Below are 24,820 nucleotides of genomic sequence, written 5' to 3'. Positions count from 1 at the left end.
AAACTATTCAAATGCTCTTTTGTCATACAAAAAACTACAACTGCTTCATTAATAATATCTTGGGTCAGGTTTTTGCTTTTGTATCCGCTCAGGTCAATACCTATTTTCTTCATGGCTAAAATAGTATTATTCTCAATGTTACCGCCGATACTAGATAACCCAACTCCGACAACCTCAAATGCACCGGTTTCTCGTTCCAGAGCTTTTGCCAGAAGTGCTTCCGCCATCGGACTGCGACAGGTATTGCCGCTACAAATAACAACAATTTTGATATTTTTCACACTTCATCCGATACTTGTCTACACGAACCAACAACAGAATAATGGATATTTCTAAAAAAACGTTTTGTCAATCAGAAAAAAATCAAATCAGAAAAAAATCAGCAATACCTTGAATCCAAATCGCAGGCCATTACCACATTCCTATCCTCTGGCAATAGAACCACCGCACTTTCGCAAACATTTCGCAATTCTCTGACATTGCCAGGCCAGGAGTAGCTAATAAATAACTCCATTACTTCCAATGAAACGGAAACCTTCAGATTATTTTCTTTAGCAAATAATCCCACGTAATGCTCAACCAATTTTGGAATGTCCATCTTCCGTTCCCGTAGCGGCGGCAACCTAAGCTCCACCACATTCAGCCTATAATATAAATCCTCTCTAAATTTACCCTCGGCAACCATGACCTGAAGATCTCGGTTTGTTGCACATACAACTCTAACATCCACAGATAGTTGATCGCTTCCACCCACCCGCTCAAAGGACCTTGTTTCCAAAAAACGCAGCAACTTAATCTGGGTCTGCATATCAATTTCTCCGATCTCATCTAAAAATAATGTGCCACCATTAGCCTTCTCAAACCTACCCATGTGTCTGGCTGTGGCTCCGGTAAAAGCACCCTTTTCATGACCAAATAACTCGCTTTCCAGCAATGAGCTAGATAATGAAGCACAATGTACAGGCACAAATGGTTTGGTCTTTCTATGCCCAGAAAAATGTATGACTCCGGCAATTATCTCTTTGCCAGTGCCGGTCTCTCCTGTGATCAACACATTCACCCTATTATTCGCCAATTTCTTGGCCTTCAATGCAATGGACATAAACGGGGAATCCTCCGCACAAATTATACTCGGCCGGGCCTGACTTGGCTCGATGGTGATGGTTTCGGTAGATTTGTATTTAATGGCCTGCTTCAATAGCACATCGAGCTTTGGCAAATCTATGGGCTTGGTAATGAAATCAAAAGCACCATTTTTTATGGCTAAAACAGCTGTTTCCACATCACCATAGGCCGTCATAACTATGGACGGAATGCCACCTACAACACATTGTTCAACCACATTCATCCCCGATGAAGCTCCCATTCTCAAATCTGTCAAAACAGCACAAAATTTGTGACTCTTTAAATAGGACAAAGCCTCATCCACACCACTGGCCACAAACACATCATACTTTGTCCCAAGCAATTTAACCAGAGCATCTCTGGTATATTTTTCATCATCTACTACTAATAATGAAAGCAATGGCATGGCTATTCATCTTCATCATCTTCATCGTCATCGCATTCATTTCGGCATGAATCCATGACTTTCAGCCACACCTCGCGCAAATCAAAACAAGCAATTATCGCATCTTCGAGTAAAACACTGCATTTCAACCGGATAGCTTTGAGCCTTTGGATGATGTCCATGGTGTAATTTATCGACTTCAATGCCGACTTAAAATGACATAGCGCCAGATTATCGTCACCGGCATCCATGGAAGCCAATGCCAAAATGGCATCTCGTTCTCCAGCATTTAATATGCGGCCATAGACCCAACATAATTGAGGATCAGGAGATTTATGCTCACTCATAAACAATTCCCAATTTTTTGCTAAAAAACAATATAGCGCCCTGGTCACAATCATAACAGGCTGTCTATGAAGAGTATATGGATCTTTTTCTCCGATCTGAGACAAGGAGCCAACAAAATTACCAGATTGCCTAATCCAGCCCATCTGAGAGGCTATTATCTCCATATGATTCATGATATTCCTTGTTTCGATAAATAGTCTCAGAAACAATGATATATCTCCGTCAATTTTCGACAAATATTTACGCCATTCGATCTCAGACCACTCGACAGAATCAACCTCGTCATCGAAATCATCGAAATACGAATAATTTGCGAAAGATTCCATGGCTATTAATAATAATCCAAATCTCTCATGACTCCAGTAAATACGTAAAATGACGTAAAACCACCTCAGTGCATACTTACATAAACTACCTTTGACCCAAAGTTATATCGCCTTCACAATCTTGCCAGCTTTTATGGCTTTGACCGATACTAGAACACGCCTAATCTCTCCACTGGGAAGAACAATTCTAACCCTTTGTAAATTAGGCCTAAATAATCGCTTTGTCCTTTTCACCACATGGGTTCCAATGCCACCACTTTTTTTTGTCTGACCACGACGACGTATGCGATTACCTTTGATGGGCCTTTTTCCTGTAATAAAACAAATTCTAGCCATTTTATTAAATAATATGCAAATAGACTAGGTCCATTGGGGCACCTTGGCAAGCATTTTATGCTACAAATGAATAAATTAAGGATATATGCTACGATAAATTGTTGTCATTGATCAACATACCATCTATATGCCATTTAAAAGCAATCAATTTTTGAAATTTTATGGTTGGACTTTTGAACAAAATTATTCAGATGGTGGCGATAGATGACTGGGGTTTTGGCATTTTGTGTATTTGTGGTTACGGCTGGTTTCCTAGGATGTTTTTTTCTTTGGCCCATTTGGGAAATCATCCAAGGCGGATTTTTTAATGTCGATGGCCAGTTTACCCTTGGATTTTTTGAAATAATATTTCATAATAGAGTGTATATTGACGGTCTTCTAAATTCCGCGGGGCTTGGTCTACTCTCCACACTGATATCTCTATTGATAGCCATGCCACTGGCCTACTTCACCGACAGATATAGGTTTCCGCTAAAAAAGACTTTAACGTCCATTATATTGCTGCCCATCATGTTACCGCCATTCGTTGGCACCATAGGCATTCAACAAATATTCGGAACCTACGGAGTTTTAAATGCCATGCTATTGAAATTCGGCCTAATTGAACCCGGCAACTACATAGACTGGTTAGGAAGTAATAAGTTCATAGGCATAGCACTAATGAATGCTCTTAGTCTATATCCCATATTGTACCTGAGTCTGGTGGCCGCTCTGGCAAACATAGATCCATCCCTTGAAGAAGCTGCCGGCAACTTAGGCTGTCGCGGATTGAAAAGGTTTTTTAGAATAACATTTCCGCTGCTACGGCCTGGAATATTTGCCGGATGTACTTTGATCTTCATCTGGTCATTCACAGAACTTGGAGTACCACTGATGTTCGATTATAATCTTGTAACGCCAGTACAGATCTATTTCGGACTGAAGGATATAGGTAATAACCCATTGCCCTTTGCATTGGTTTCTGTCATGCTCATATTTTCGATATTATTTTACATTCTGGGCAAAGGGTTACTCGGTCGTCAAAATTTTTCTATGATGGCTAAATCAACCCATATGTCCGGCCCAAAAACCATATCCGTATTCAAGCAATTGCTATGCGTTGGCTCATTTTTAATGACCATTTTAGCATCATTACTGCCCCATTTAGCTGTGGTCATAAAATCATTTTCAGCAGACTGGTACAATTCCATCTTTCCGGAAATATTTGTCCTGGAAAACTACAAATGTGCCCTGAGCCACCCATTGACCGTTCCGTCCATAAAAAACAGCCTCATATATTCCAGTGCGGCCACCATCGGCACAATCTTGCTTGGAACGGCGATAGCTTTCGTGGTGGTCAGAACAAAACTACCTGGCCGTCATCTGCTCGATGCCCTGTCGATGCTACCACTGGCCGTTCCTGGATTGGTAATGGCCTTCGGCTATCTGGCCATGACCCAAACAGGCCGCAGCTTTGAAATTCTCAATCCCATAGAAAATCCTACAATCCTGTTAATCATAGCCTACGTGGTAAGAAAAATTCCCTTTGCTGTCCGCTCGGCCATGGCAGGCTTACAACAGACCAGCATAACCTACGAAGAAGCAGCCCAATGTCTTGGTTGCCATCCATTTAAGACATCTCTAAAAATTACACTTCCGCTGATTATGGCCAATCTGATGTCCGGTGGTCTATTGGTATTCTCCCAGGCAATGTTAGAGGTATCTGATTCCATAGTTTTGGCTCAAAAACAGCAATATTATCCAATCACAAAAGCCATCTATGAGTTGATGCATATGCTATCGGATGGTCCATTTTTGGCCTGTGCCCTTGGAGTATGGGCCATGACCTTTCTAGCAGTAACAGTTATAGGAGCATCATCTATAATGGGCAAAAGTTTTGGAACAATATTTCGTGTGTAAAAAACATATTACATGTTGCAAAAATCAAATGGTATTGATAGAATGATATTGACATTGATAGGTTAAATTTAAGACAGTATCACATGTTCCAGTTATTTACAATCTATGGCGAATGAGTGTATAGAAGTTATTGGTAAAGTTATAGCGGTCCTACCTGGGACCATGTTTAGAGTAGAATTGGAAAATGGTCATGTAGTCTTGGCACACATATCTGGTAAACTTAGAAAAAATTTCATTAAGCTTACCATAGGTGATAAGGTTCGCATGGAAATGTGCCCTCACGATTTGGAGAAAGCTCGCATCGTTTTTCGATTAAAAAATGCTACCATCCAAAAAAATACTCCCATTCGCAGCTTCGGCCCAAGGCGCAATTAGGATTTTTCAAGCATTAAGCCTAAAAATCACCAGGCACCATGGATGATACCATTGTAGCGTTGGCCACACCATGGGGGCGATCTGCCATAGCTAAAATAAGAGTAAGTGGATCTCTATGCCTAGATATCATAAAAATTGTGTTTTCTAGAGCAAAAGTAGCGCCACGCCATGCCTATTTGGACAATTTTGTGACATCCCAGGGCGAAATTGTGGACCAAGTTATATTTTTATTTTTTGATGCATCCCATTCCTACACCGGCCAGGATAGTTTAGAGATAGATTGTCATGGCAATCCTATTATTATCACGAAGATAACGGATGCTCTATGTACCATGGGATGCCGAATTGCACATCCCGGAGAATTTACCCGGCGAGCCTTCCTGAATCGAAGGCTGGACTTATGTCAGGCCGAAGCTGTTTTGGATATAATCCATGCCAAAAGCGAAAGGGCGTTAGCCCTAGCCCAACGTCAATTGGGTGGCATTCTTGGCCATCGAATCTCTGAACTAAGTTCGAATCTTATAAAAATTCTTGCCTCCTTGGAAGCTCAGATAGACTTTCCCGATGAAGAAGTAGGCTTCGATCAAAATGTTTATCAAATTGCGATTAAAATTTCCCAAAACCTTCAGAGGTTCATCGATACAAATTTTTATAAAAATCACCTGGAGAATGGCATAGATATGGTCATAGTCGGCAGACCAAATGTAGGCAAGAGCAGTCTAATGAATGCCTTACTGAATACGGATCGAGCCATAGTCAGTCCAGAACCAGGAACAACTAGGGATTTTATTTCTGAAACCATAAAAATTGGACCTGATGTCATAAAAATTTACGATACAGCCGGCATAAGATTTCCGGAATCATCTCTGGAAAAGATCGGCATAGACAAAACCCTTGAGCTCACATCCCGAGGCGATCTGATACTTCTGGTTTTAGATGCCACCGCCACCGATTATGCTTTGGATGAATTTAGGCAATTATCCACAGAAAAACCATACCTGGTGGTGCTAAATAAGATCGATCTACTCCATGGCCAGACAATGAAAATGCCCTTTGCCATCGAAGGCATAAAAATTTCAACCAAAACCGGCCAAGGCATGGCCGACCTGAGGGCTGCCATAGCTAAAATCATCGCCGAAAAAAACCTAATGCCATCGGAGGATGAATTCATCGTAAATTCAAGGCACGTGCAAATTCTATCCAAGGCAAAAAATTATCTCGATCTTGCCATAGAGAAACTTGGACAGGGCAACCACATTGAGCTGGCAGCCAGCGATGTAAGATTAAGCCTGGAAATACTCGGCGAAATAACAGGCAAATATGATAATGAGAGCATGCTGGACGAGTTGTTTGGGCAATTCTGCATAGGGAAATAAATCATAGACAAATTAAACAGTGATATTTCTGGCAATGGCCCTTTCGGCTTCACCTTCTTCCTGAATGGCCTGGGCAGCCCGCCCAAAGGCATCCTTCACCTGCTGGACCAATTCCTGAATATCCGACATCTGGGTTTCCTGAATGGTTTTTAGGAAATTATCTCTGGCATCGGCCTGGGTTCTTATAGCATCGATTTCCATGGCATTTTTTGCCATTGTTGCCCGTTCCGTGTCCAAGGCAAGCTGATATAAGACACCATAAAACTGCATGGCATTCGAAATGGCATTTTGGATTCTCCGAGAATTTACGATAAATTTATCGACAAAATCAAATAGTCCAGAAAACTTTTTTACCCTTTCAGCTACCTTCAGTGTGGATGAAAAAGCTTTAGTACCTTTGCCTATGGACTGTCTCAAATCGTCCAAATCATCGATATTCTTTGATAGGACACTGGTGGCATCGCCAATTTTATCAATGAATCCACTGAGTTTATCCATACTTTCATTGAGATTTGTCAAAAAGTTTGCAATGTCATCAAATTCGCCAGCGAATTCCGTCAAAGTATCCGATAAATCCGACATCATTTTCATGGCTTCCTGTGACTTCTGCACAGCCGCTTGGGTTAATTTTTGCGATTCCTGGATGACCTTCATCACATCATCAAGGTTATCCCCGTTTTTAAGCATATTAAGTGCTTCATTGGATTTGGCAAGGGCGTCGGTGGCCAATTGACTGGCTTCGGTCACCAAATCATTTACTTTTTTTATGGTATCAGTCAAAATATCATCAACATCACCTATTTTTTCTGCTGCCTCTGACAGCATCTTCGTGGCATTTTCTAGTGTTGCTACCATCTCCGTGGTGGTTTCAGTGATCTTTTTGGTCTGAATGGCAATATCATTGATATTGTCAACGGCTTTTATAGCCGCTTGGCTAGCTTTAATCCCCATCTGGCCAGCTCTGGCTGCTGCATTACCAGCAACAACTTCACCAACCATTAACGCTATGTCTATTCCAATTTGCAAAGCGAGCTTCGCCTTATTATCATCATCCATACCGCTGGCAACAAGCTCACCCATGCTTTTGCCAGTACTGAATTCGGCGATTTGTATTGCCATTGAAGCCACCATAACAACCAAAATTGGAGCAGCAGTTCCACCGCTAACTATGGTAAGAGCAGCCGCGGCAACGGTCATCACCATGCTAAAAATAAACATGAATATTTTTCCGACCTCCGATCTCATAAACTTCATGAATCCGGTGCCATTCAACCATTTCATAAATCTCTGAAATGGCGTTTTTATTCTGGACTGTTTTATTTTGTCCTTTATTTGCTTCATGGTCTTGTTTCTAGAGGCAATGCGATGGTTCATAGTACTTTCGATGCCCTGCATTTGGGTCTCCAGCATCAATTGCGAGCTCATCGCCGAAAGTATGAGCATGGCCATGGCTCCGCTTATCGCACTGACCTTCGACATGTCCAGCTTAGTCGGCTGATACATTTCATTGACATGCTGGCTAGGAGTATAGATCATTGTGCTATCGAACATAGCCTTTTCTAATTTTGCCGTCACAATATCAGACAACGAATTAGCTTCACTTGGCTTGCTCAATCTTTTCTTTTCAGCAGCAATCAATATATCGGTCAACGAATTTACATTAATATCTACAGAATTTCTCATATCCTATCATCTCCGCCATATAATCATACAAATTTTCAGGAATTTTTAACACTCAGCTCATCTATCACATCGAGGATTGATTTGGCCCGCTGACATAAAGTTTCATTACTTTCATAATTTTTACCCATATCACAGGTTATTTCCAAAAAATTTTTTGCATTTTCGGCCTCTCCGAGAGAAATAGAACAATCAGCCATGGCAGACACCAGTTCTATATCGGTGGGATCCAGGGCAAAGGCCGTAAAATACGCCATCCTAGATTCTTCATATTTTTTCTGCACATAGGCAGTCAAAGCCAATGCTTTCCAGTATTTTTTTTGAAAATGATCTAGCAGGCATAGGAAATGAAATACATCATAGGCACTGTCATATTTTTTCTTTTGAAACAAATTATAGCCTATGCCGTAGGCAGCTTCTAGGTTTACCTCCGAAATGCCAGGAATTTTTTCATATAATACCACATTAGGATCCCTATCGGTGAAATATTTTGTCAATAGCTCATCAAAAGATTCATCAATTTTAAAAATTTTATCGTCATCCATTCTGTTATCCCGTTTAAATTGTTATCTAATATTTGCATATATCTGTCTCAATGTATCGCCATTATTTTTAAGTATTTGGGTAGCGATGGCCGTGGTTTCATTGCAAATTTGCATGGTTCGCTGCATGTTGGTCGCAATCATCTGGCCGTCAGCGTTAAGCTTATCTATATGGATCCTCAGGCTCTCACTCCATAGAGATACTTCATCGGCTCCAAGACCAGATTTTCCGGATCCATAACACCTATTGAGTATGCTTTTTATCCCATCATCTCGTGTTGTTACATCACTATGTGTCCAGAAATGTGTCAATGGCATCCTTTGTTCCGGAGGAGATATGTCATCCGACGTGAATAATTTTTCTCCATCTATATAGGCTTTCAGCTTTGTAATCTCGTCTTTGGTGTACACTCGATTATTTTTATCAGAGCTACGAGATTTATCGGCCAAAGCATCCAAATCGCTCACCGTCTTGGCTCTATTTTGACTTCCTGTCAGGTATTTTACGGCTATACCTGCCGCCTCGACACCAAACATATCTATCATGGCCTCTATTTTATAGGCCATAATCATTGCATTATAGTCATAGTCTGGCTCGGTAAAATTTTCCTTATAAACACTACCATTTTTGTAAAATTTTTGGTGACTAATCAGTTCCATAGCTTCTATCATCTTTGCTGCGGATTCATTATTATCATATTCATCTTCACTGAATCCACCGGCCCTGGCTGCATCCTTTGCAGCATAGTAGTAATGGCCAGTGCCACCCCAGTCATTGGTAATAGGAGCCCAATTGACCAATTGAAATCCATTTATATCACCACTGGCGCTATCGGTCTTTTTTCTATTGGGAGTTATATCATCCGACGGGAAAGCGTAGCCCCGGATATCCTCATCCATAGAATTAAATAATCCCTGCACATAGTTATCCATCACTGATTTGGGCAATGTTGAACCGCCTTCCAAAGCAAGCCTAGTATTCCAATACACTTCTAATAGTTTATTATCGGATCCTCCGGATAAGTATTTTGCACCAGATAGCTGCGTATTACTCCCCTTTGTTGTTATACTAGAAGCCGCATAGCCAATTCCAAAGGCAGCGCCAGCACCTAGTATAAGACCACCAAAAGCAGCCAATGGAAGAGAAAACGCAGAGAATATCGCAGCATTTCGCCATGTGTTTTTACTTTTAACCGAATTTGCCACATCGCCAAATTTACCATTTATACCGCTGACTTTGTCATAGATTTCTTTCATAGATCCCAGCTCAAGCAAATCGGTGGAAGATAAATCGCCTAACATCAAGCTCATGCCAGTTTCTGGCTTCAGCTGTCCCTGGGTTATATAAGATATTAGCATGGAAGCATCGGTGCCCATCGATGACAGATAATTCATTCTCTTGTTGAAGGTAGAATTTTCATATTTTTCCATTTCTGCATCATTGGCAAACATGGTCGTCGGAGCCTTAATTTTGTTTTTGCCAAAATACATAATAACATTAGCCGGTATGGCCACCTTAGCGTCTTCACCAGCCTTGGCAGCTGACGCCTGGACCTTGTTTATGTCTTGCAATATCCTGTTTGCTTCATTAATTTTTTCATTATTTTCTTCCACCTGCTTTATTATATCGGCAAGCAATTGCTTTTGGGTTGTAAATTTCTCGTATAGAGTTGCCAGTAATTGAAGAACCACACCATAGGAAGAATATTCTCCATGCCACATGGCACTGGCACTGACAAACACTGGTTTAGTTATACTATCGGTCAGGCTATAATCCTCAATGTAAATTGGATTGCCAGAACCATCATAACCTTTTACTAGCCTAATAAATTTACCACCGGAACTTTTTATCTGTTTTTCGGTCATACCACTTTCATCCACCGTAAGCCACTTGGACTGGGTTTTATCATAGACGTAGTATTTTGGCTGCAATTGTAACAACGACAGCTGATATTCTTCCAATGCCTTTGTGTAATACAAAAATTCCTTCAATGAGGTTATATACTCATCCAGAGGCCCACCTTCCATTGGCAATTCTTCTATCTTGGTGATGAATTCATCGATAGAAATTTTGTTGACTCTATAGTCTTCCTTCAGTCTCTTTATCATAGTTGCTTGCTTCTTGTACATTTGCTGAAGTCTGGAATAATTATCGCTATCGTAGGCTTTGAACAGAGCGACACTGCCGATGTAATCGCTTTTCGTATTGGAGCCTTCGGTGCCAATGTACTTGCGTAGGGCTTTTATTTTATCCAGCACTCTGCTCTTCATTTTGCCGTATAATTGCCCTCCTTTGTCATAGGATTTTATGATCACATCCAACGTTTTACTATAGGATATCAATTCAGATAAAAATAAATCTTTACTTGCCTGAGAGAACATCCAGTCGATATTATCTGAAATTATAACATTTATACCTACTCCAGATATTTCGCGAATTCTTCCATCTTTAAAGACCTCCAACCCATACACATCATTGAGCAGGCCATCATATAGCTCATAGTCCTTCATCTCCTCTATGTATTTCTCAAGAGAAGAATCCATACCACCTAGATAATTGTCCAACGACTCGGTACTTATCAATCTAACCTCTTCGGAATTGGCAAAATAGGTGGCATTTCTCACCGAATCCAAAGCTGATCTATACATCGTCGCATCCATGGAATCTCCATGCCATCCCTGATAAACTCTCAACCTAGAAGATTTTTCTATTATCCTTGCCTTGGCCAACGGCAATATGGGTTCCTGAGAATATTTTGAGTTACCATTTTCTATCACATCCAAAAGGGCTTGAAAATCCTTTCTCGGCGCCATGGAAGCCAAATAGCCATTGAGTTCACTGGTTACTCTATCCACCGATTTCACCAAGGAAAGAACCTCATTGGCCGCCTTATATTTTTCATTGGAAAACACATAGGCAGCAATCAATTCACCCTTTCGTCTCTTTTCAAACTGCACTGATATGTTGTATTTCAGGTCATTTTCAGCTTCTTTAAATAAATTTTTCAACGAAATCACATATAATTCGTAATTACCATAGCCTGCTGATGCATTCTTTTTTGAATTCTCATATTCTGTCTGGGCCACATTGTAGGCAGAAGTTAGAGCTTTTATCTCGTTTGTCATGCCATTTGCACTGGCTTTGGTGAGTTTATTGGCAGCATCATACAACTTTCTTGCCCTTTCGGAAAGACCAACAAAATTTTGTAAATCACCATCGCCACTGAGATTTCTTAACGATGAATTTATGCCAGAAATCATATATTGCTCATCATGGAACTCCATGCTTTCGTTATACATTTTTACATCATGGGTGGCCAATCTATCGCTGATCCTAGAGAACATAGCCGTAAATTCAGACACCGAAGCCAATGCCGTGGAGGTATATTCTGGCCCAATACCTGATAGACCAGCCTTCCAAATATTTAGCCTCTGTTCCAACTCTGATCCTATGGTCATAATTTCACTGAGAAATCCCTGTCTTACATTTTCTTTAGTTAAGTACTGAGAAGATGGCTCATATTTACCAGATCTATAGATAAATCGCGTATTATAGGTTTCCACCACATTATAGGATCCAACCTTATAGGATTCGGATTTTATATCATATTCAACTCCAAGGATCTTTCCCGATGTAGCGTCTACTTTATAGGCCACATCGCTCGACCCAGTTGATTGTCCACGTATGACAATTCTTTCATCATTTTTATTGATGAAAAATCCTTCTTCATCAAAGCTCAACGAATTGCCATTGGCATCGATCAGCCCTCCGTTGGTGGATATATAGGTTTTACCGTCGGCTGTAATGGACAACTTTACATCTGTCAAATCGCCGTTGGAATTTTCTTTAAAAAACACGCCTTGGAGATTTTCTGCCTCATAGAATGTGGTTTTTCTCAACCCATTCACATAGCCATTAATTTCATCATCCTTCATCGCGGGCAACTCCATTATCTTTGTCTCTCCATTATACATGGAGCAGGCGTAAGTATGGCCTTCAGAATCTTTAAACGTATAAACTCCAGTTGCTTGAAGCATAAGAGATTCATCTGCCCCTTGGACAATCTTATTGTGCCATTCCAAATTCGACACCTGCCCATTCATGACCGAGTATATATATTCTGCCATGCTCAATCTATCATTAAATATGGAGCAGAAAGCATAGGCTTCACCTTTGCTATAGCAGGTTTTCAGGTCATCAATCAACGCCAATACTGTATCTGTAACTATGCGCTTCTCCGGTTCACCCTCCTTTCTACCAGCATTGACCAATTTAAAGGCCTCTTTATTTATGTTTGTATCTCGAATATTCCACACAGATACAAGATCTTCTAGCTTTTTTATCACAAGGAATATATTCTCTTCGGTGATAATTCCATTTCCGATGATCAAATTAACCTTATTTGTGTTAATAAGCACATTGCTATCCATGGCGTTGCCAAAGGTACTCTTGACCAGATTATCAATTTCAGCTTTTCTGGTGACATAGACCGCCTTGGGGTCGTTATTGGCATTATAATCCCTAACCTGGCTAAGGAGATTTTCTATATGCTCAGACATCTGTATACCTTTCGGCATATCTTCGACTGTCAATGCATTTTCACTGGTCTGCGTACTTTCTTCGGTAGGTGTATCTATTACTGGCATTACACCTCCAGATGGTTCTCCTTCGACCCTAATATTGTTCGACATCCTAGTGATAAAATTACCATTTGAATCCATTTCATAATTAGCATTTGACAATGGCTGCAATGCCAAAGGCTCCCATTGATCATTATTCAAATTGTGATAATATATCATATTTTTGAGCTGCGAAAGCTCTGAGCGTAAAGATGTCTTTTGGCTGCTATCTGTTCTCCAATTTTCATACCTAGAAAACACAGAATCTATCTCTCCCATGAAGAATCGCCAAGCTGCATTTTCTACCATATATTTTTCTATATGGGCCATGATGGATCCTTCCAACACAAACAGCGATTTATATTTATTCAATACATCTAGGAATGAATCCTTTTTTTCCACATCTAGTCTAAGTAAATTATCGGCACTTTTTCCGGACAATACATTTAATACATCAATAACAGCTTTCAATGTAGCATCGGAGCCACTATAGGAAAATATGTCACTCAGCGTTTTAATGGGCCTGCCATCTTCCAATGAGTTATAGACACCATTACCCAAAATTGCATTCAGTACAGTGTTAAATGCATTGATTTTACCAGTTTCGTCAGTGTTAGTGCCAATTTGGTTGGCGCTACTAACAAGATGGTTCACATTAGTTTTCAAAAAATTCAGTACAACCATCGATGAATTTCTCTCAAATTCCTTCATTGTTTCATAGTAGGACTCGACCAAATCTGGACTATCCTTAAGACTTTTGGCCTCAATGTTGGCACTTTCTCCGGAAATCTGACTGGCAAGAAGCACTGGTCTTTTTCTAACCTCATCGTTATACTGGTTATACACAGCCACTCTCATGTTTTCAATCAGATTTATCACAGCAACTTGATCAAAATTAAGATCTCCGGTAATTCCATGGATAGCCACCAACGATTTTACCTTATCTTTAGCATCAACATTTGAAAAATCCGTCTTTGTATTATATTGCTTTATATACCCTGTAATACTAAGTCCTGTATTCTCATCCGTTTTATTTCCAATTATATGCTCTATCAAAGTACCCGAGAAATAGTTCGTACCAGTGGATAACATCTTTTGTAATGTGCCACCAGTGCAGGAACTTTTTTGAGCTGAGATTGCATTTCTTAGCAATGCTAGTACTTCATTGTCGTCGTTGAAGCCATTCATCGCGCTATTAATTTTCGATTTAGCATCCACCACTCCTGTGTATGAAATGTTCAGCATCATACATAGATTTTTTATATCATCTTCGTTTTGTGAAGAAATGCCTTTGTCCTTCACCATCTGAAGAAGTAACACTGTACTGCTGACGGTTTTGTACATTTCTTCAATCATCGCTTCACAAGCATTCTGATCATCAATGGATCTAAATTCATTAAATCTCTTAGCTTCATCAAAAAAGTGCTTTGCCGTACCATTATCGCTGCCTTTGAGTTTATTTTTTATATCAGTAAATCTCGATATTGTATTATCATTTATGTTAACAGTGTTACTCCAAAATATGCTCTCGATGGTATCATAGGCAGCTCCAATCAAGCTATTAATTTCTGCAAACTTCTCTGATAGCTTATTGACATTGGCACCATCCTTTAACAGTATATCTTTCGGATCCGCATCTAGATTACTATTAGCAACTGCCAATGGCAATGTAAATGCAACTTTCGTATTGGCGAAAAATTCTAGTTGTTTCAAAAGTCTTTCTCGGTTTTTACCATTAATCCGCCAATCTGCATAGATATTTTCTACTTTGACAAACCACTCATAGAATAACTCGGTCTGATCCATTTGCATTTTATAGGTAAGCACCCTTTCTATGGCGTCCAATTGATTGACATAATTCACATACATATCCTTCGTCTCTGCCGGAAAATTATCACCAATGCTAAAGCTTATAACTTCTCGTCCATCACTACCTGTGCTGGATGAAAATTTTATAAATTTCTCAATTTCTTTTTTCAAGCTTGCGATATAGTATCGAATGACTGTGGAGTCGTAGTTTTGTTTATTGCTCTCGGTCATCGCCGTATACTGATCTATCATGTTTAACAGCGAAGTCTGATAACTTTTTATATTGTTTATGTATGAGAGGTTGATATTTATCGCTTCCTTATAATTTTCTTTCAGCTGCAACATCTTATAGGCATTGGTGTTGACCAAAGAATCTGCCATTACTAAGCTTATGGCGCAATTTTTATTATCCATTGTCATGTATCTAAGTAAACCATCCTGGGTCCATCCCTCAGGATAATCCCATTTGGCTGCTAAGCCATTTTCGCCATTTATACTTAGTTGCAGGCTCTTCTTTATATGACCAGCAACACAATCTGTGATGGCATTGTACCAATTGATGAGACCATTGGCAATCATTTTGTCCGAACCAGCATTATCGGAACCATTACTTCCTCTGGCAGCATAGGTTCTGATTCTTTCCTCCAATTCTCTCAGCACATTACCTATATTTATCAGAGCTCTATTGTCTACCTGACCAGAATCTATGCCTTTTTCCATAAGTAAATCAAATTGACGGTGCATATATTCCAACATGGTATCGGAACCGGTGGCTCCGATGGTATCCACAATGGATTCTATGGTTTTCCACTCAAAGGATCCCACTGCACCGCGCAACGGAACTTCGAATTCCTTTGGCTCATCGACTCTGGTGAAGGCACACAATGAATTGTTATAGGCTGGTATTTCCTTGAAATCCGCCATGACATCGCCGGCAGTGCTAACTCCCAATCTAATTGGAATAGAATATAAATCATTGGTTGGGTAATTATTTATATAGGTTTTAATCGCAGTTTTATCGTTCGGCAATAGAGAATTATGGTCATTTATTTCTTCCATCAGAGCATTTTTTTGAATCGTATTTGTCGACCAATCCGGATAGGAAGATTGCAGAGATCCCAATACTTCTTTATTAGCTACGCCACTCACATCCAATAGTCCGCCGATCATCTTATAATTGGAGACAAATAATTTCACCATATCAAAATCTTTACTCAACAATAAAAACCCACTTCCTTTGACATCTTTTCTGTTCAATTCGGTAAGAAATTTCTGGCGCTCTAGCTCATTGGTTCTCCAGTTTTGATAGCCAGATTCTAATGTTTGGATATATTCATAAAACTTCTTTGATTGGACAAATTTATCCTGCTGACTCGCTGCTTTAATGATATCCTCTATTTTCGCCTGTAGATTTAATAAACTATCGTATGCTATGCGGGTGAAACTGTCCACCACCGAACCCGCAGCAATATATACCCTTTTTGCTTCACTCACTACTTCTTCCATTTTAGACTGCATAGGTAAACTGACTTTTACAATATTCTCCGCAGCAAGGACTTTATCATCTTCGGTGGCCCCATTTTCAAATGCATTCACATAGCCGATAAAGGTTTCAAGCACATCCTTTGTCCCATCACTGGCATCGTCAAGCAATTTCTTAAAGACCGCACTGACATACCAGACGTTATTTACGGCATTTGCAAAATTCACATCATTGCATAGGGCTTTATTAATTGCTGGGTCTTTCTTTGAATCACCTTTGGTATAGCTAACCACACCTTCTGCTCGATTGCCAGAAATATTACCACTAAGAGCTTCCAATGAGGTTTTCAAAGTCGAACCACTATTACTCCAAGCAGTAGAGTTCCTAAGATTATCCATTACGGCTTTAATTTTCTCACCTTCCGCTTCAGCTACTGCTTTCTTGGCCATGCGATTGCTGTCATAGGCATCATACTTAGACTTTATATCTTGCAATTTAGTATATGCATTACCATAGGCATTATTCATGGATTCCTTGTAACCATCGAACGCCTGCAAAATTGATTCTCTGTTTCGATGCCCATTCTTCTCTTTAGAGCTACCAGGGCCATCTTTTATAGCCTGTTTAGTGCGCCATCTCCAATCATTATACTTTGGATCCCATCCATGGGCATAAACATTAAATTCATAATCATACTCCTTATTAACGGCTAAATAATTAATAGCATTGTTAAGCGTGGTACTACGATTACTTGTATCATAAATTTTATTTTTCAATCTCAGCAAATCATTTCTTACATTATTTCCATCATGGCCATCTTTCCATATCATATTAAGCTTAGTATCTTTAGATGTTATTCTACTAATACCATCTGGCGTATCTCCTCCACCACCTTTATCATTAATAAAACCATCTGTTTTCTTTTCATGATCATGATCACAAATTGTCTTTGAATCAAATTCTGCCTCACCTTTTGTCATCAGTTTCATTGGTTCATATGGACAATTAGCTGGCATCTTATCTTTTCTACAACTATCTATTATATTCTCAAAATCTGTGGCAACATTTTTAGGATATTTATCTGGTGTTCCATAGGGTGGAGCAATATAAATTTTAGCATCTTTGGCCAAATGATCAGAGCTTATATTGGACATTTCATCCTTGCTTGGAACATCTTTCAGATTTGTGGACATCATATAGGATATCAATTTATGCAACGGTGCTTGGGCTTGGCCATCGGGTATGGAAAGCACGGTGCCGCTAAAGGCCAGGGAGCTTTTTGGTAGCAGGTTATCTGCACCCTCTATCACCGGATTTGGTTTGTTTTCCGATGGATCCGAGGTGGAATTCGGTGCCATTTCCAGTTCAGCTGTCTTCCCGGTGCTAAATTCCAATATGGCCGGCTGAGATATGCCGTTCATCGTGAAGAATCCTAGCTTTTCATTCACCTGATAGATCGGCACATCCATCATCCATTTCACCTCCTGCACAAATTTTGTCACCGGATCCTTCTCTCCAAGAGGTTTTGTCTCTTCTTGAAAATAATTACCTAGAATATGGGCAAAATCCGCATGCCTCAATGCATCCCGGAAATATATACTGCCGCCATCCCAGGGACTGGCATCGGTACCACGCCGCCCATCCACCCAATAGTTCGATGGCTCCCCATTTTTGGCAATACATTTCTCCACTTTCAATTCGGTAAAATCATATCTGTAAAAAAGCTCTATCTCCTCATTATTGGATCTATCAACCAAATGTAACACCGACTCTATCTCATCATTCACCGACTCAAACTTAATATATATGCCCTTATCATCATCGGTTTTGGCAGGAAATTCATCCTTATCCGCCAGAAATTTTATCTCATCTCCCACTTTGCCATAGTTGCCCAAAACATATTCCAAAATCATCACCTTGCCATATACATTCCGCTGGGTTTCCACATTTTTGAACAATGTGAGACTTACCTGTTTCATGGCCTTGGCAATCTCATCTATGCGCTTGGTCAGCGACAGTAATTCCGGACCTCGGGTCAATTCACTATCCTGCAATGACCAACTCTTAGTCAATGTGATTAATTTATTGGCACAGTCAGAAAACATCTGGTAGGCCACTCCCAATTTTTCTTCAGGGGATGAACTTCCCACAGCAGCATTCATAAGTTTTTTCACAACCTTCGCCAAATTATCACCAAAAAATTCATCCGAAGTAATGGCATCGCCGAAGGCATAGTTGGAAATATCCCTGGCTTCGGCTAGCCTCCGAAAATAAACATTTCTCTCATTGGAAGATATTTTGTAATTATTTATCTCATTTCTCACATTCCGCACGTAGCTTTCAAACTCACCACTGTACCGCTCTCTCCACTCCATATTGCCAATGTCATCCGTACCCAGACCATCAAATCTATTGAGCAACTTATCCAATGCATTGGCAAGCACATCGCCACCTTCCGCCAGAAAATTCTTATTTTTTTCCACGGTGTCATCCACAATGATTTTGGCATCATTGTAATAGGCCACATCCTTTGAATAGACTTCCAAATCTCCGACCAATGAACCAAGATAATCTTCCAATCGATCGATCACATCGCTGAACATATCCACCTGGGTTATATCTGGATTATCCACCGTGATGGCCCTCAGATCTTCCAGATTGTCAAATAAAGACTTCACAAACACCTTATCTGCATCCACCCCGGTTGACCTTTCGGCGATGAGCTTCATCTCACGCAGATCTCTGTATTCAAATTGCTTACCAGCAACATATATGTCATTCGGACTATAGAGCGCCCCATCTTCACCTTTGATTTTAGCCTGGGCAATCCTTGTGTAAATATCATCATCAAGTCTCGAGAAATCACCTTCAGCTTTGTAGTACAGATTGTCTGTGCCTATTCCAATGTCTATGAATTCATACATTGTGCCGAATACATAGACCTCTCCGGCAGTAACACCGGCAATGGAATAGGTCGGCGGATTTCCATCATCGGATTTGTAATATATATCCTGCAATTTCGTGAAATTTGGATCGCCTTCCACTTCGCTGGCCTTGAAGTAGCCTTGCCTTTCAGCCCGGACAAATTTACCATTGGCATCGCGACCATAGAGCGAACCGCCATCCTTGATCTTTATTAAACTACCTGAACTATAATAAACATTATTCTCACCTTTTATCAATCCGGTGGCGTCTTCACTATCGTTGATGACATATCGGGTCAACACATCATTTACACTGATTTTTTTATCATCATTTTCTACATAAAAGCCTTTGACCTTTGCCTTATCTTCGCCCACAGCCACTTCCAATTCATCGATCCGGTAGTAACAATCGCCTTTTTTTATAAAATCACCACCCTTGGCACTATGAGGTACGATGAAATTACTAGGACTGGGAACATTTTTACCATTTGCAGTGAAAGAAATTTTGTCACCAGTGGATATTTCCATCTCTCCATTACTATCATTTTCTATGTACACTTTGCTGTTATGATACATCCCTTTGGCATCTTTTACAAAATTATCTGCGCCAATGTAATTTTCTCCTTCAATATTTTGTATAAAAGAATATCTTACCAACGATGAAGTGATTTTCACTGGATCACTGGTATTATCTGCCGGAATAGATCTATATATGCCATTATAAGAGAAATAGTTGCCATCAATTTTTACCTTAAGATACTTGGCTGGATAATAGGCACCATCGGATCCTAAAACAAAGGTACTTGCTTCGGCCGTAGCTATTTCTCCTTTAGTATCATTGGTGATTCCATAGTATTTCACACTGCCATCGCCATCATCTCTATCGGTAAATCTTACATATTTGCCATTGGCTTCCACAAACAATGTATCATATAACCTGTCATTTCCCTCGCCTTCGAAGGTCGGCACCCCATCATATTGGATATAGGTCAATTCGCTGACTCCAGTTTCTCCGGTGGTAGCTTTGCCAAAATGGAGCCTGCTGGTCTTCATATCGTAGTATCTGTCTCCAACTCTTACAGCAGGAAATTCAACGTTATATCTTTTATCATTATTTGTAACCTTTAAATATTTATCATCTTCGTTTTCTACTCTTATGACGATATAACTTTCACCAGGATTTACGGTTGTGGGTGTGGTAGATGTATCAGTGATCTGCTCCGATGCTATTTTTATCTCATACAACTTATCGTCGCTGCCATATTTATAATATTCACCATCGACAGCCTTAGTCTCCTTTACTCTGACATCCTCTCTTCTATCAATAATCGACGTATAACCACCTTCACCCTGCTTAATTACTGTGGTGTTAACTATTTTTTGATTATATATATCCGATGTGGTCACCGGAATATCATCGGTGTTCAAATAAAAAACCGATGGAGGTATATTATTTGGCAATTTGTAATATGAAGCTATTCCATTTTCATTTACATACTTGATCTTCAGCCCAATCTCTCCATTGGTAAGATTATAGTATTTGTCATTGAGTTTCAAATGAGTACCTGCAGCATTTTCATTTGGCTTATATTGCATGCTCGGATATGGAATAGCAATATTTTCGCCATCTAATTTGATATATACCCTGCTATTGCCCAGTGCATCTACGGCTCTACCAAGTTCGGATGTACCATCAAGCGATATTCTAAGATCAGATAAGCTATGAAGCTCACCATCAGTGTCACGAATTTTTACCTCTTCAAAGCTATAGAATCCCCCAGATATGCCAAAATTAATGGATTGATTACCTTTTATTCCAATCACACCGGTCAATCCAGAATGTAAATCATTGGCCAAAACTTTTACTTTCAATGGCAACCCATCGACGCCTGATATTTTATACTTACGGTCTGAATCTTCAGCTGATTCCACAAATATATCATTTGATTCGGTAACTTGCACTATTGCATTTTCGGTAACTGTTATATATCTATGGCCAGCCACAAGGGTCTTATTATTGGCCGTCAATATGCTCTTAGAAGAATCCACCGTCGATATTTGATAATAGGTGTTTTCAAATTTACAGTATTCGACGATCTTGCCATCTTCACCAACACTTAAATTTTTTGCCACATTATTATCCAATACATAGACGCCATCGGCAGAATTATGTATTTTATCATCATAATCAACATACCAGGTCAATAATAGATCGCTTTTGTTATAATAATTGCCATCATTTCCTAGCAAATAGTCACCATCTAAATCTTTGACTGGAGTAACTGTTGCACCTTCTATGCGTGACGATTTAGAAATACTTCCACTGACATCCTTGACATACAAATCATCGCCATAGACATTTTGAAGATCATAGGCGGTCCAATCATTTATGGTAATATCATTATTTAGATATGAATACTGAGCTCCATTTAGATTTATATCTCCTAGATCTGTGCTAATCTTAACTCCGGCTAACGAATGATAACCTCCATCGGAACCAACCACATAATTTCCTGATACATTATCATCCTCCATTGCGCCATAGATAAATTTATCATTACTATCATTGGCTGGTGTTATAAACTCTCCATCAACTTTTATAACTGCGGTGGGAGTTGTTTTTTTATTTTCCAATAAAGCCGAGTATCTGTCATAGGCGTTTTGCACATAGAGATAGCTACCGTCTGCATTTTGGACATATTTGCGATTGGAAAATTCTATTCTACGTTCTTTTCCTGTGTCGCTATCGACGGCGAACAGGTCATTAGGATTACCGATTTCTATGTAATCATCGCCGCTCTTTACATATACTGCATTTCCTCCAAGGGTAAAATTTTTGCCCTGTTCGTTATATTTCGCGTAGGTTTCATATTCCACCGGCATCACTATTTCATCCCTGGTAACATATTTCGTATTATGGGCCCAGGTATACAAGGTCGAACCGAAGGTTATCTTTTCTCCAGCACTTGAAGAATAATAAAATACCTCGGTGCCATCCGGCTCCATCAATGAACCATCTTCCAATAACAGCTTATTTACTCCACCATCATTCACATTGGTAACCACCTTGTAGTAGACGTCATTTTTTACGAGATGGCGTTGATATGGATCGTCTACCTTTATATAAATACCTTCGGAATAGATATAATAGTCTGCCACGGCTTTTCTATTTGGATCGCTCATATCTGGATACTCATTTTTGGCGACGGCATTGTAACCTCGATGGGTTGCTGCATAGAAAATTACATATTCATCACTACCTGGAGCAGTATCTCTGATGGCCAGATCTGTAAGCTTTTTATACTCTTTGTAGCTCACACCATCGTCCGGTGCTTTCACCTTAAAACGCAGACTTTGAACTGATCTCAGCATATCATCTTCGCAGAGCACATAACCTCCAGATGGATCTATCTCTTTATTTATATTATACCTGGTTTCGGGATCGAATACCCGGAACACATCTCCATTTTCTTCCAAGGAAACCGCTATGTTATTGTTTAGCAATTCATAGGGAACATCGTTGATTTTTATGTATTTCTTTCTCTTATTTACATCGAAATACACATCATCTTCGCTGTTAATATCTTTGTAGTACCAACCTTCGGTTTCGTCGACATCAATGAATTTACCGCTGCCGGGAGTCAATTCCACATAGACAGTGGAATCCGTTATTTTTAGATTACCCATATAGGGTTTTATCACCGAAAGCAACTGCTTGATTTTAGCCACATCTTTCATGAGATAAGCAGGTCTATTCGCGAACAGCCTTAGCTCCTTATTGCCACTGACTATTTCAGCATAATCATCCATGCTATTTTCTATGTTCAACTCACTGAATAATACCTGACGTACCGCGGCTAATTCACCTTCATCGGAGTTCCAATTGGTATATCTATTTTGGAGATATTCCATCATAATACCATAGCTAAGCCTACGGAAAATCTCTGCCACTCCATCCATAGAACCGGCATGGCCATCGATGGTCTCGGCCAGGATTTGTTTGATTTCTGTCATCAAGTCATTATAGGATTCATCGCTGCCTCTGGCAGCACAGAAAGCTATTATTTTATTCGCCAGGTCACCATTTCTAAATTTGTCTATGGCATCGTTATAGGCACGCACGGCAGCGTTGATTTTATTGACTTGGATGATGCCTTCGGGAGATAAGCCCTCTCCATTTACCAGAGTCAATGTCGGCAATTTGGTAATCTCTTCAATTTTGGCCGAAGTACTTGATTCTTCGGAAATTATGACGTCCCATACCAACGAATTCAACCTGGATATATTGGATTCCACATCGCTCAGACTACGGTTTTTAATATCCGCCGAAGGTATCAACGCTAGCCAATTTGAAAGACCGGTGGTACCCTGCAGAAAGCTAATTCCATAGTTATTTATTTCGGAAGGAAACAGATCGATCAGCTTTGGCTTGGTATAATTTGTCAATTTTTCGATGAAACCATCTATCAGTGCATGGTCAATGATATGATCAATCTTTTCCAATTCCAACTTATTGATTAGAGCTGCCCGGGTTGTATCATCGGTCGCCCAGAGAGCATAGTGTTTTGGGAGGATTGCCAACGAGATTTCACCCTGGACTCTTCGGATAAAATCGCATAGATTTTTGAACAGATTGGCCACTGCCAGATCCTGGGATGTGGTACCAATGGTACCAATGGAGGTTTGCAATACATCATAGATTTTTTTTAGAGTAGACACCACCATATCATTCCTTTCTACGGCATTGGATGCATTCAATCCACCAAGTGCCGCAGCCATGGCCTCTAGTTCAGATGTGATTCCCACCAATGTATCTCTTAATTTTGTGGCGGCATTGACATAGTCAGTATCATTGCCCAGGCTTTGGATGCTACCATCTTTCAAGCTATTTATGGCATCTACTATATTGGAGATAATTGATGAGTTATAGGAATCTTTATTAACATTATCCAGACTATCCACCAAGCCGTTGGCCAAGTCTCGGATTACTTCTGTATATTTATTCACTATATTCTTTGCCGTTATGTTATCGGTATCCCTAAATATTTTTTCTTCGATCTCACCATCGGAAAAGTCTATGTAGTCACTAAGACCTGCTGCTATAGCACTCAATTCGTTGACATTATCTTTCCTTTTGATAAATATTTTATTGTTATCCAACTTGGTGGAGACTTGGTCGATTGTGGCCTTGGGTAGATATTTACCCATATGGGATTTGAGGTTACCTGTAATACTTTCCCAAATGGTCTCGTTGGTTGAACGGATATCACCGTAGGCCACTTTGTTTAAGGATAGCCACAGACCAGAATTCAACTTTTGGAACATTTCCGCCAGAACTCTGACCATATGGTTATGTCTTTGTTGATCGTTGGTATCCAGCGCTGATAAATTTGCTGAACCTTGGCTAATGTCATCGATAATTTCCGAGATTTTTTCACTAAGGGATTCGAAGGCATTGTTAAGTGAAGAGATATTGTTATCACTTTTTTCTATGAGGCAGTCATTGAATGCTCCTTGATAGATTGTAAGTTCTCCTGAGGTTAGGAATGATATGGCCCTGTTATATTTGTCAACAAGCTCATTGCCTAGTTT

Annotated in this window: 9 protein-coding genes and 1 pseudogene; 3 read left to right on the top strand and 7 right to left on the bottom strand. The window is 39.9% G+C overall.

Features of this window, described 5'->3' with window-relative positions; genetic code table 11:
• From LBH49_03800 to rpmB, 4 genes are all read right to left on the bottom strand, one after another.
• Positions 1-281 (bottom strand): low molecular weight protein arginine phosphatase (locus LBH49_03800; protein ID MDR0351737.1); only part of this gene is annotated, 281 nt, incomplete at its 3' end.
• 98 nt (positions 282-379) lie between these two features.
• Positions 380-1,531: a sigma-54 dependent transcriptional regulator gene (locus LBH49_03795; protein MDR0351736.1), complete on the bottom strand. Its 1,152-nt coding sequence runs from the start codon at positions 1,529-1,531 to the stop codon at positions 380-382.
• Between the two features lie 2 nt (positions 1,532-1,533).
• On the bottom strand, positions 1,534-2,184 hold the full coding sequence (locus LBH49_03790) for a hypothetical protein (protein ID MDR0351735.1): 651 nt from the start codon (positions 2,182-2,184) through the stop codon (positions 1,534-1,536).
• A gap of 102 nt (positions 2,185-2,286) precedes the next feature.
• Complete coding sequence (gene rpmB, locus LBH49_03785; protein ID MDR0351734.1) at positions 2,287-2,520, bottom strand: 50S ribosomal protein L28; 234 nt, start codon at positions 2,518-2,520, stop codon at positions 2,287-2,289.
• A 204-nt stretch (positions 2,521-2,724) separates the two neighbouring features.
• Here rpmB and LBH49_03780 point away from each other — a divergent pair, with 204 nt between their 5' ends.
• The 3 genes and pseudogenes from LBH49_03780 to mnmE all read left to right on the top strand — a co-directional run bounded on the left by LBH49_03780 (position 2,725) and on the right by mnmE (position 6,170).
• On the top strand, positions 2,725-4,419 hold the full coding sequence (locus LBH49_03780) for an iron ABC transporter permease (protein ID MDR0351733.1): 1,695 nt from the start codon (positions 2,725-2,727) through the stop codon (positions 4,417-4,419).
• 105 nt (positions 4,420-4,524) lie between these two features.
• Positions 4,525-4,737: pseudogene (gene infA, locus LBH49_03775) on the top strand (translation initiation factor IF-1).
• A gap of 95 nt (positions 4,738-4,832) precedes the next feature.
• A complete protein-coding gene (mnmE, locus tag LBH49_03770; GenBank protein ID MDR0351732.1) occupies positions 4,833-6,170 on the top strand; it encodes a tRNA uridine-5-carboxymethylaminomethyl(34) synthesis GTPase MnmE in 1,338 nt (445 codons plus the stop codon).
• 12 nt (positions 6,171-6,182) lie between these two features.
• Here the strand turns inward: mnmE and LBH49_03765 are convergent, their stop codons facing one another.
• From LBH49_03765 to LBH49_03755, 3 genes are read right to left on the bottom strand one after another with little or no spacing between them, the layout of a single operon-like run.
• The gene (locus tag LBH49_03765) at positions 6,183-7,853 is read right to left on the bottom strand and encodes a hypothetical protein (protein MDR0351731.1); all 1,671 of its coding nucleotides are present in this window, start codon (positions 7,851-7,853) and stop codon (positions 6,183-6,185) included.
• 35 nt (positions 7,854-7,888) lie between these two features.
• Entirely contained in the window at positions 7,889-8,395 is a 507-nt protein-coding gene (locus tag LBH49_03760; protein ID MDR0351730.1) for a tetratricopeptide repeat protein, read from the bottom strand.
• A gap of 21 nt (positions 8,396-8,416) precedes the next feature.
• Entirely contained in the window at positions 8,417-24,553 is a 16,137-nt protein-coding gene (locus LBH49_03755) for a hypothetical protein (protein ID MDR0351729.1), read from the bottom strand.
• Positions 24,554-24,820: the final 267 nt, after the last annotated feature.

Source organism: Puniceicoccales bacterium (assembly GCA_031255005.1).
In the GTDB taxonomy this organism is placed as follows: Bacteria; Verrucomicrobiota; Verrucomicrobiia; order Opitutales; family LL51; genus JAIRTH01.
The sequence above is the reverse complement of the archived record's forward strand: the minus strand, read 5'-3'. Positions and strand labels throughout refer to the sequence as shown.

Bases quoted from the DNA above. Each gene is read 5' to 3' on its own strand.
- LBH49_03795 (MDR0351736.1), bottom strand. From the start codon at position 1,531: ATGCCATTGCTTTCATTATTAGTAGTAGATGATGAAAAATATACCAGA.
- LBH49_03790 (MDR0351735.1), bottom strand. From the start codon at position 2,184: ATGGAATCTTTCGCAAATTATTCGTATTTCGATGATTTCGATGACGAG.
- rpmB (MDR0351734.1), bottom strand. From the start codon at position 2,520: ATGGCTAGAATTTGTTTTATTACAGGAAAAAGGCCCATCAAAGGTAAT.
- LBH49_03780 (MDR0351733.1), top strand. From the start codon at position 2,725: ATGACTGGGGTTTTGGCATTTTGTGTATTTGTGGTTACGGCTGGTTTC.
- mnmE (MDR0351732.1), top strand. From the start codon at position 4,833: ATGGATGATACCATTGTAGCGTTGGCCACACCATGGGGGCGATCTGCC.
- LBH49_03765 (MDR0351731.1), bottom strand. From the start codon at position 7,853: ATGAGAAATTCTGTAGATATTAATGTAAATTCGTTGACCGATATATTG.
- LBH49_03760 (MDR0351730.1), bottom strand. From the start codon at position 8,395: ATGGATGACGATAAAATTTTTAAAATTGATGAATCTTTTGATGAGCTA.
- LBH49_03755 (MDR0351729.1), bottom strand. From the start codon at position 24,553: ATGTTCCAAAAGTTGAATTCTGGTCTGTGGCTATCCTTAAACAAAGTG.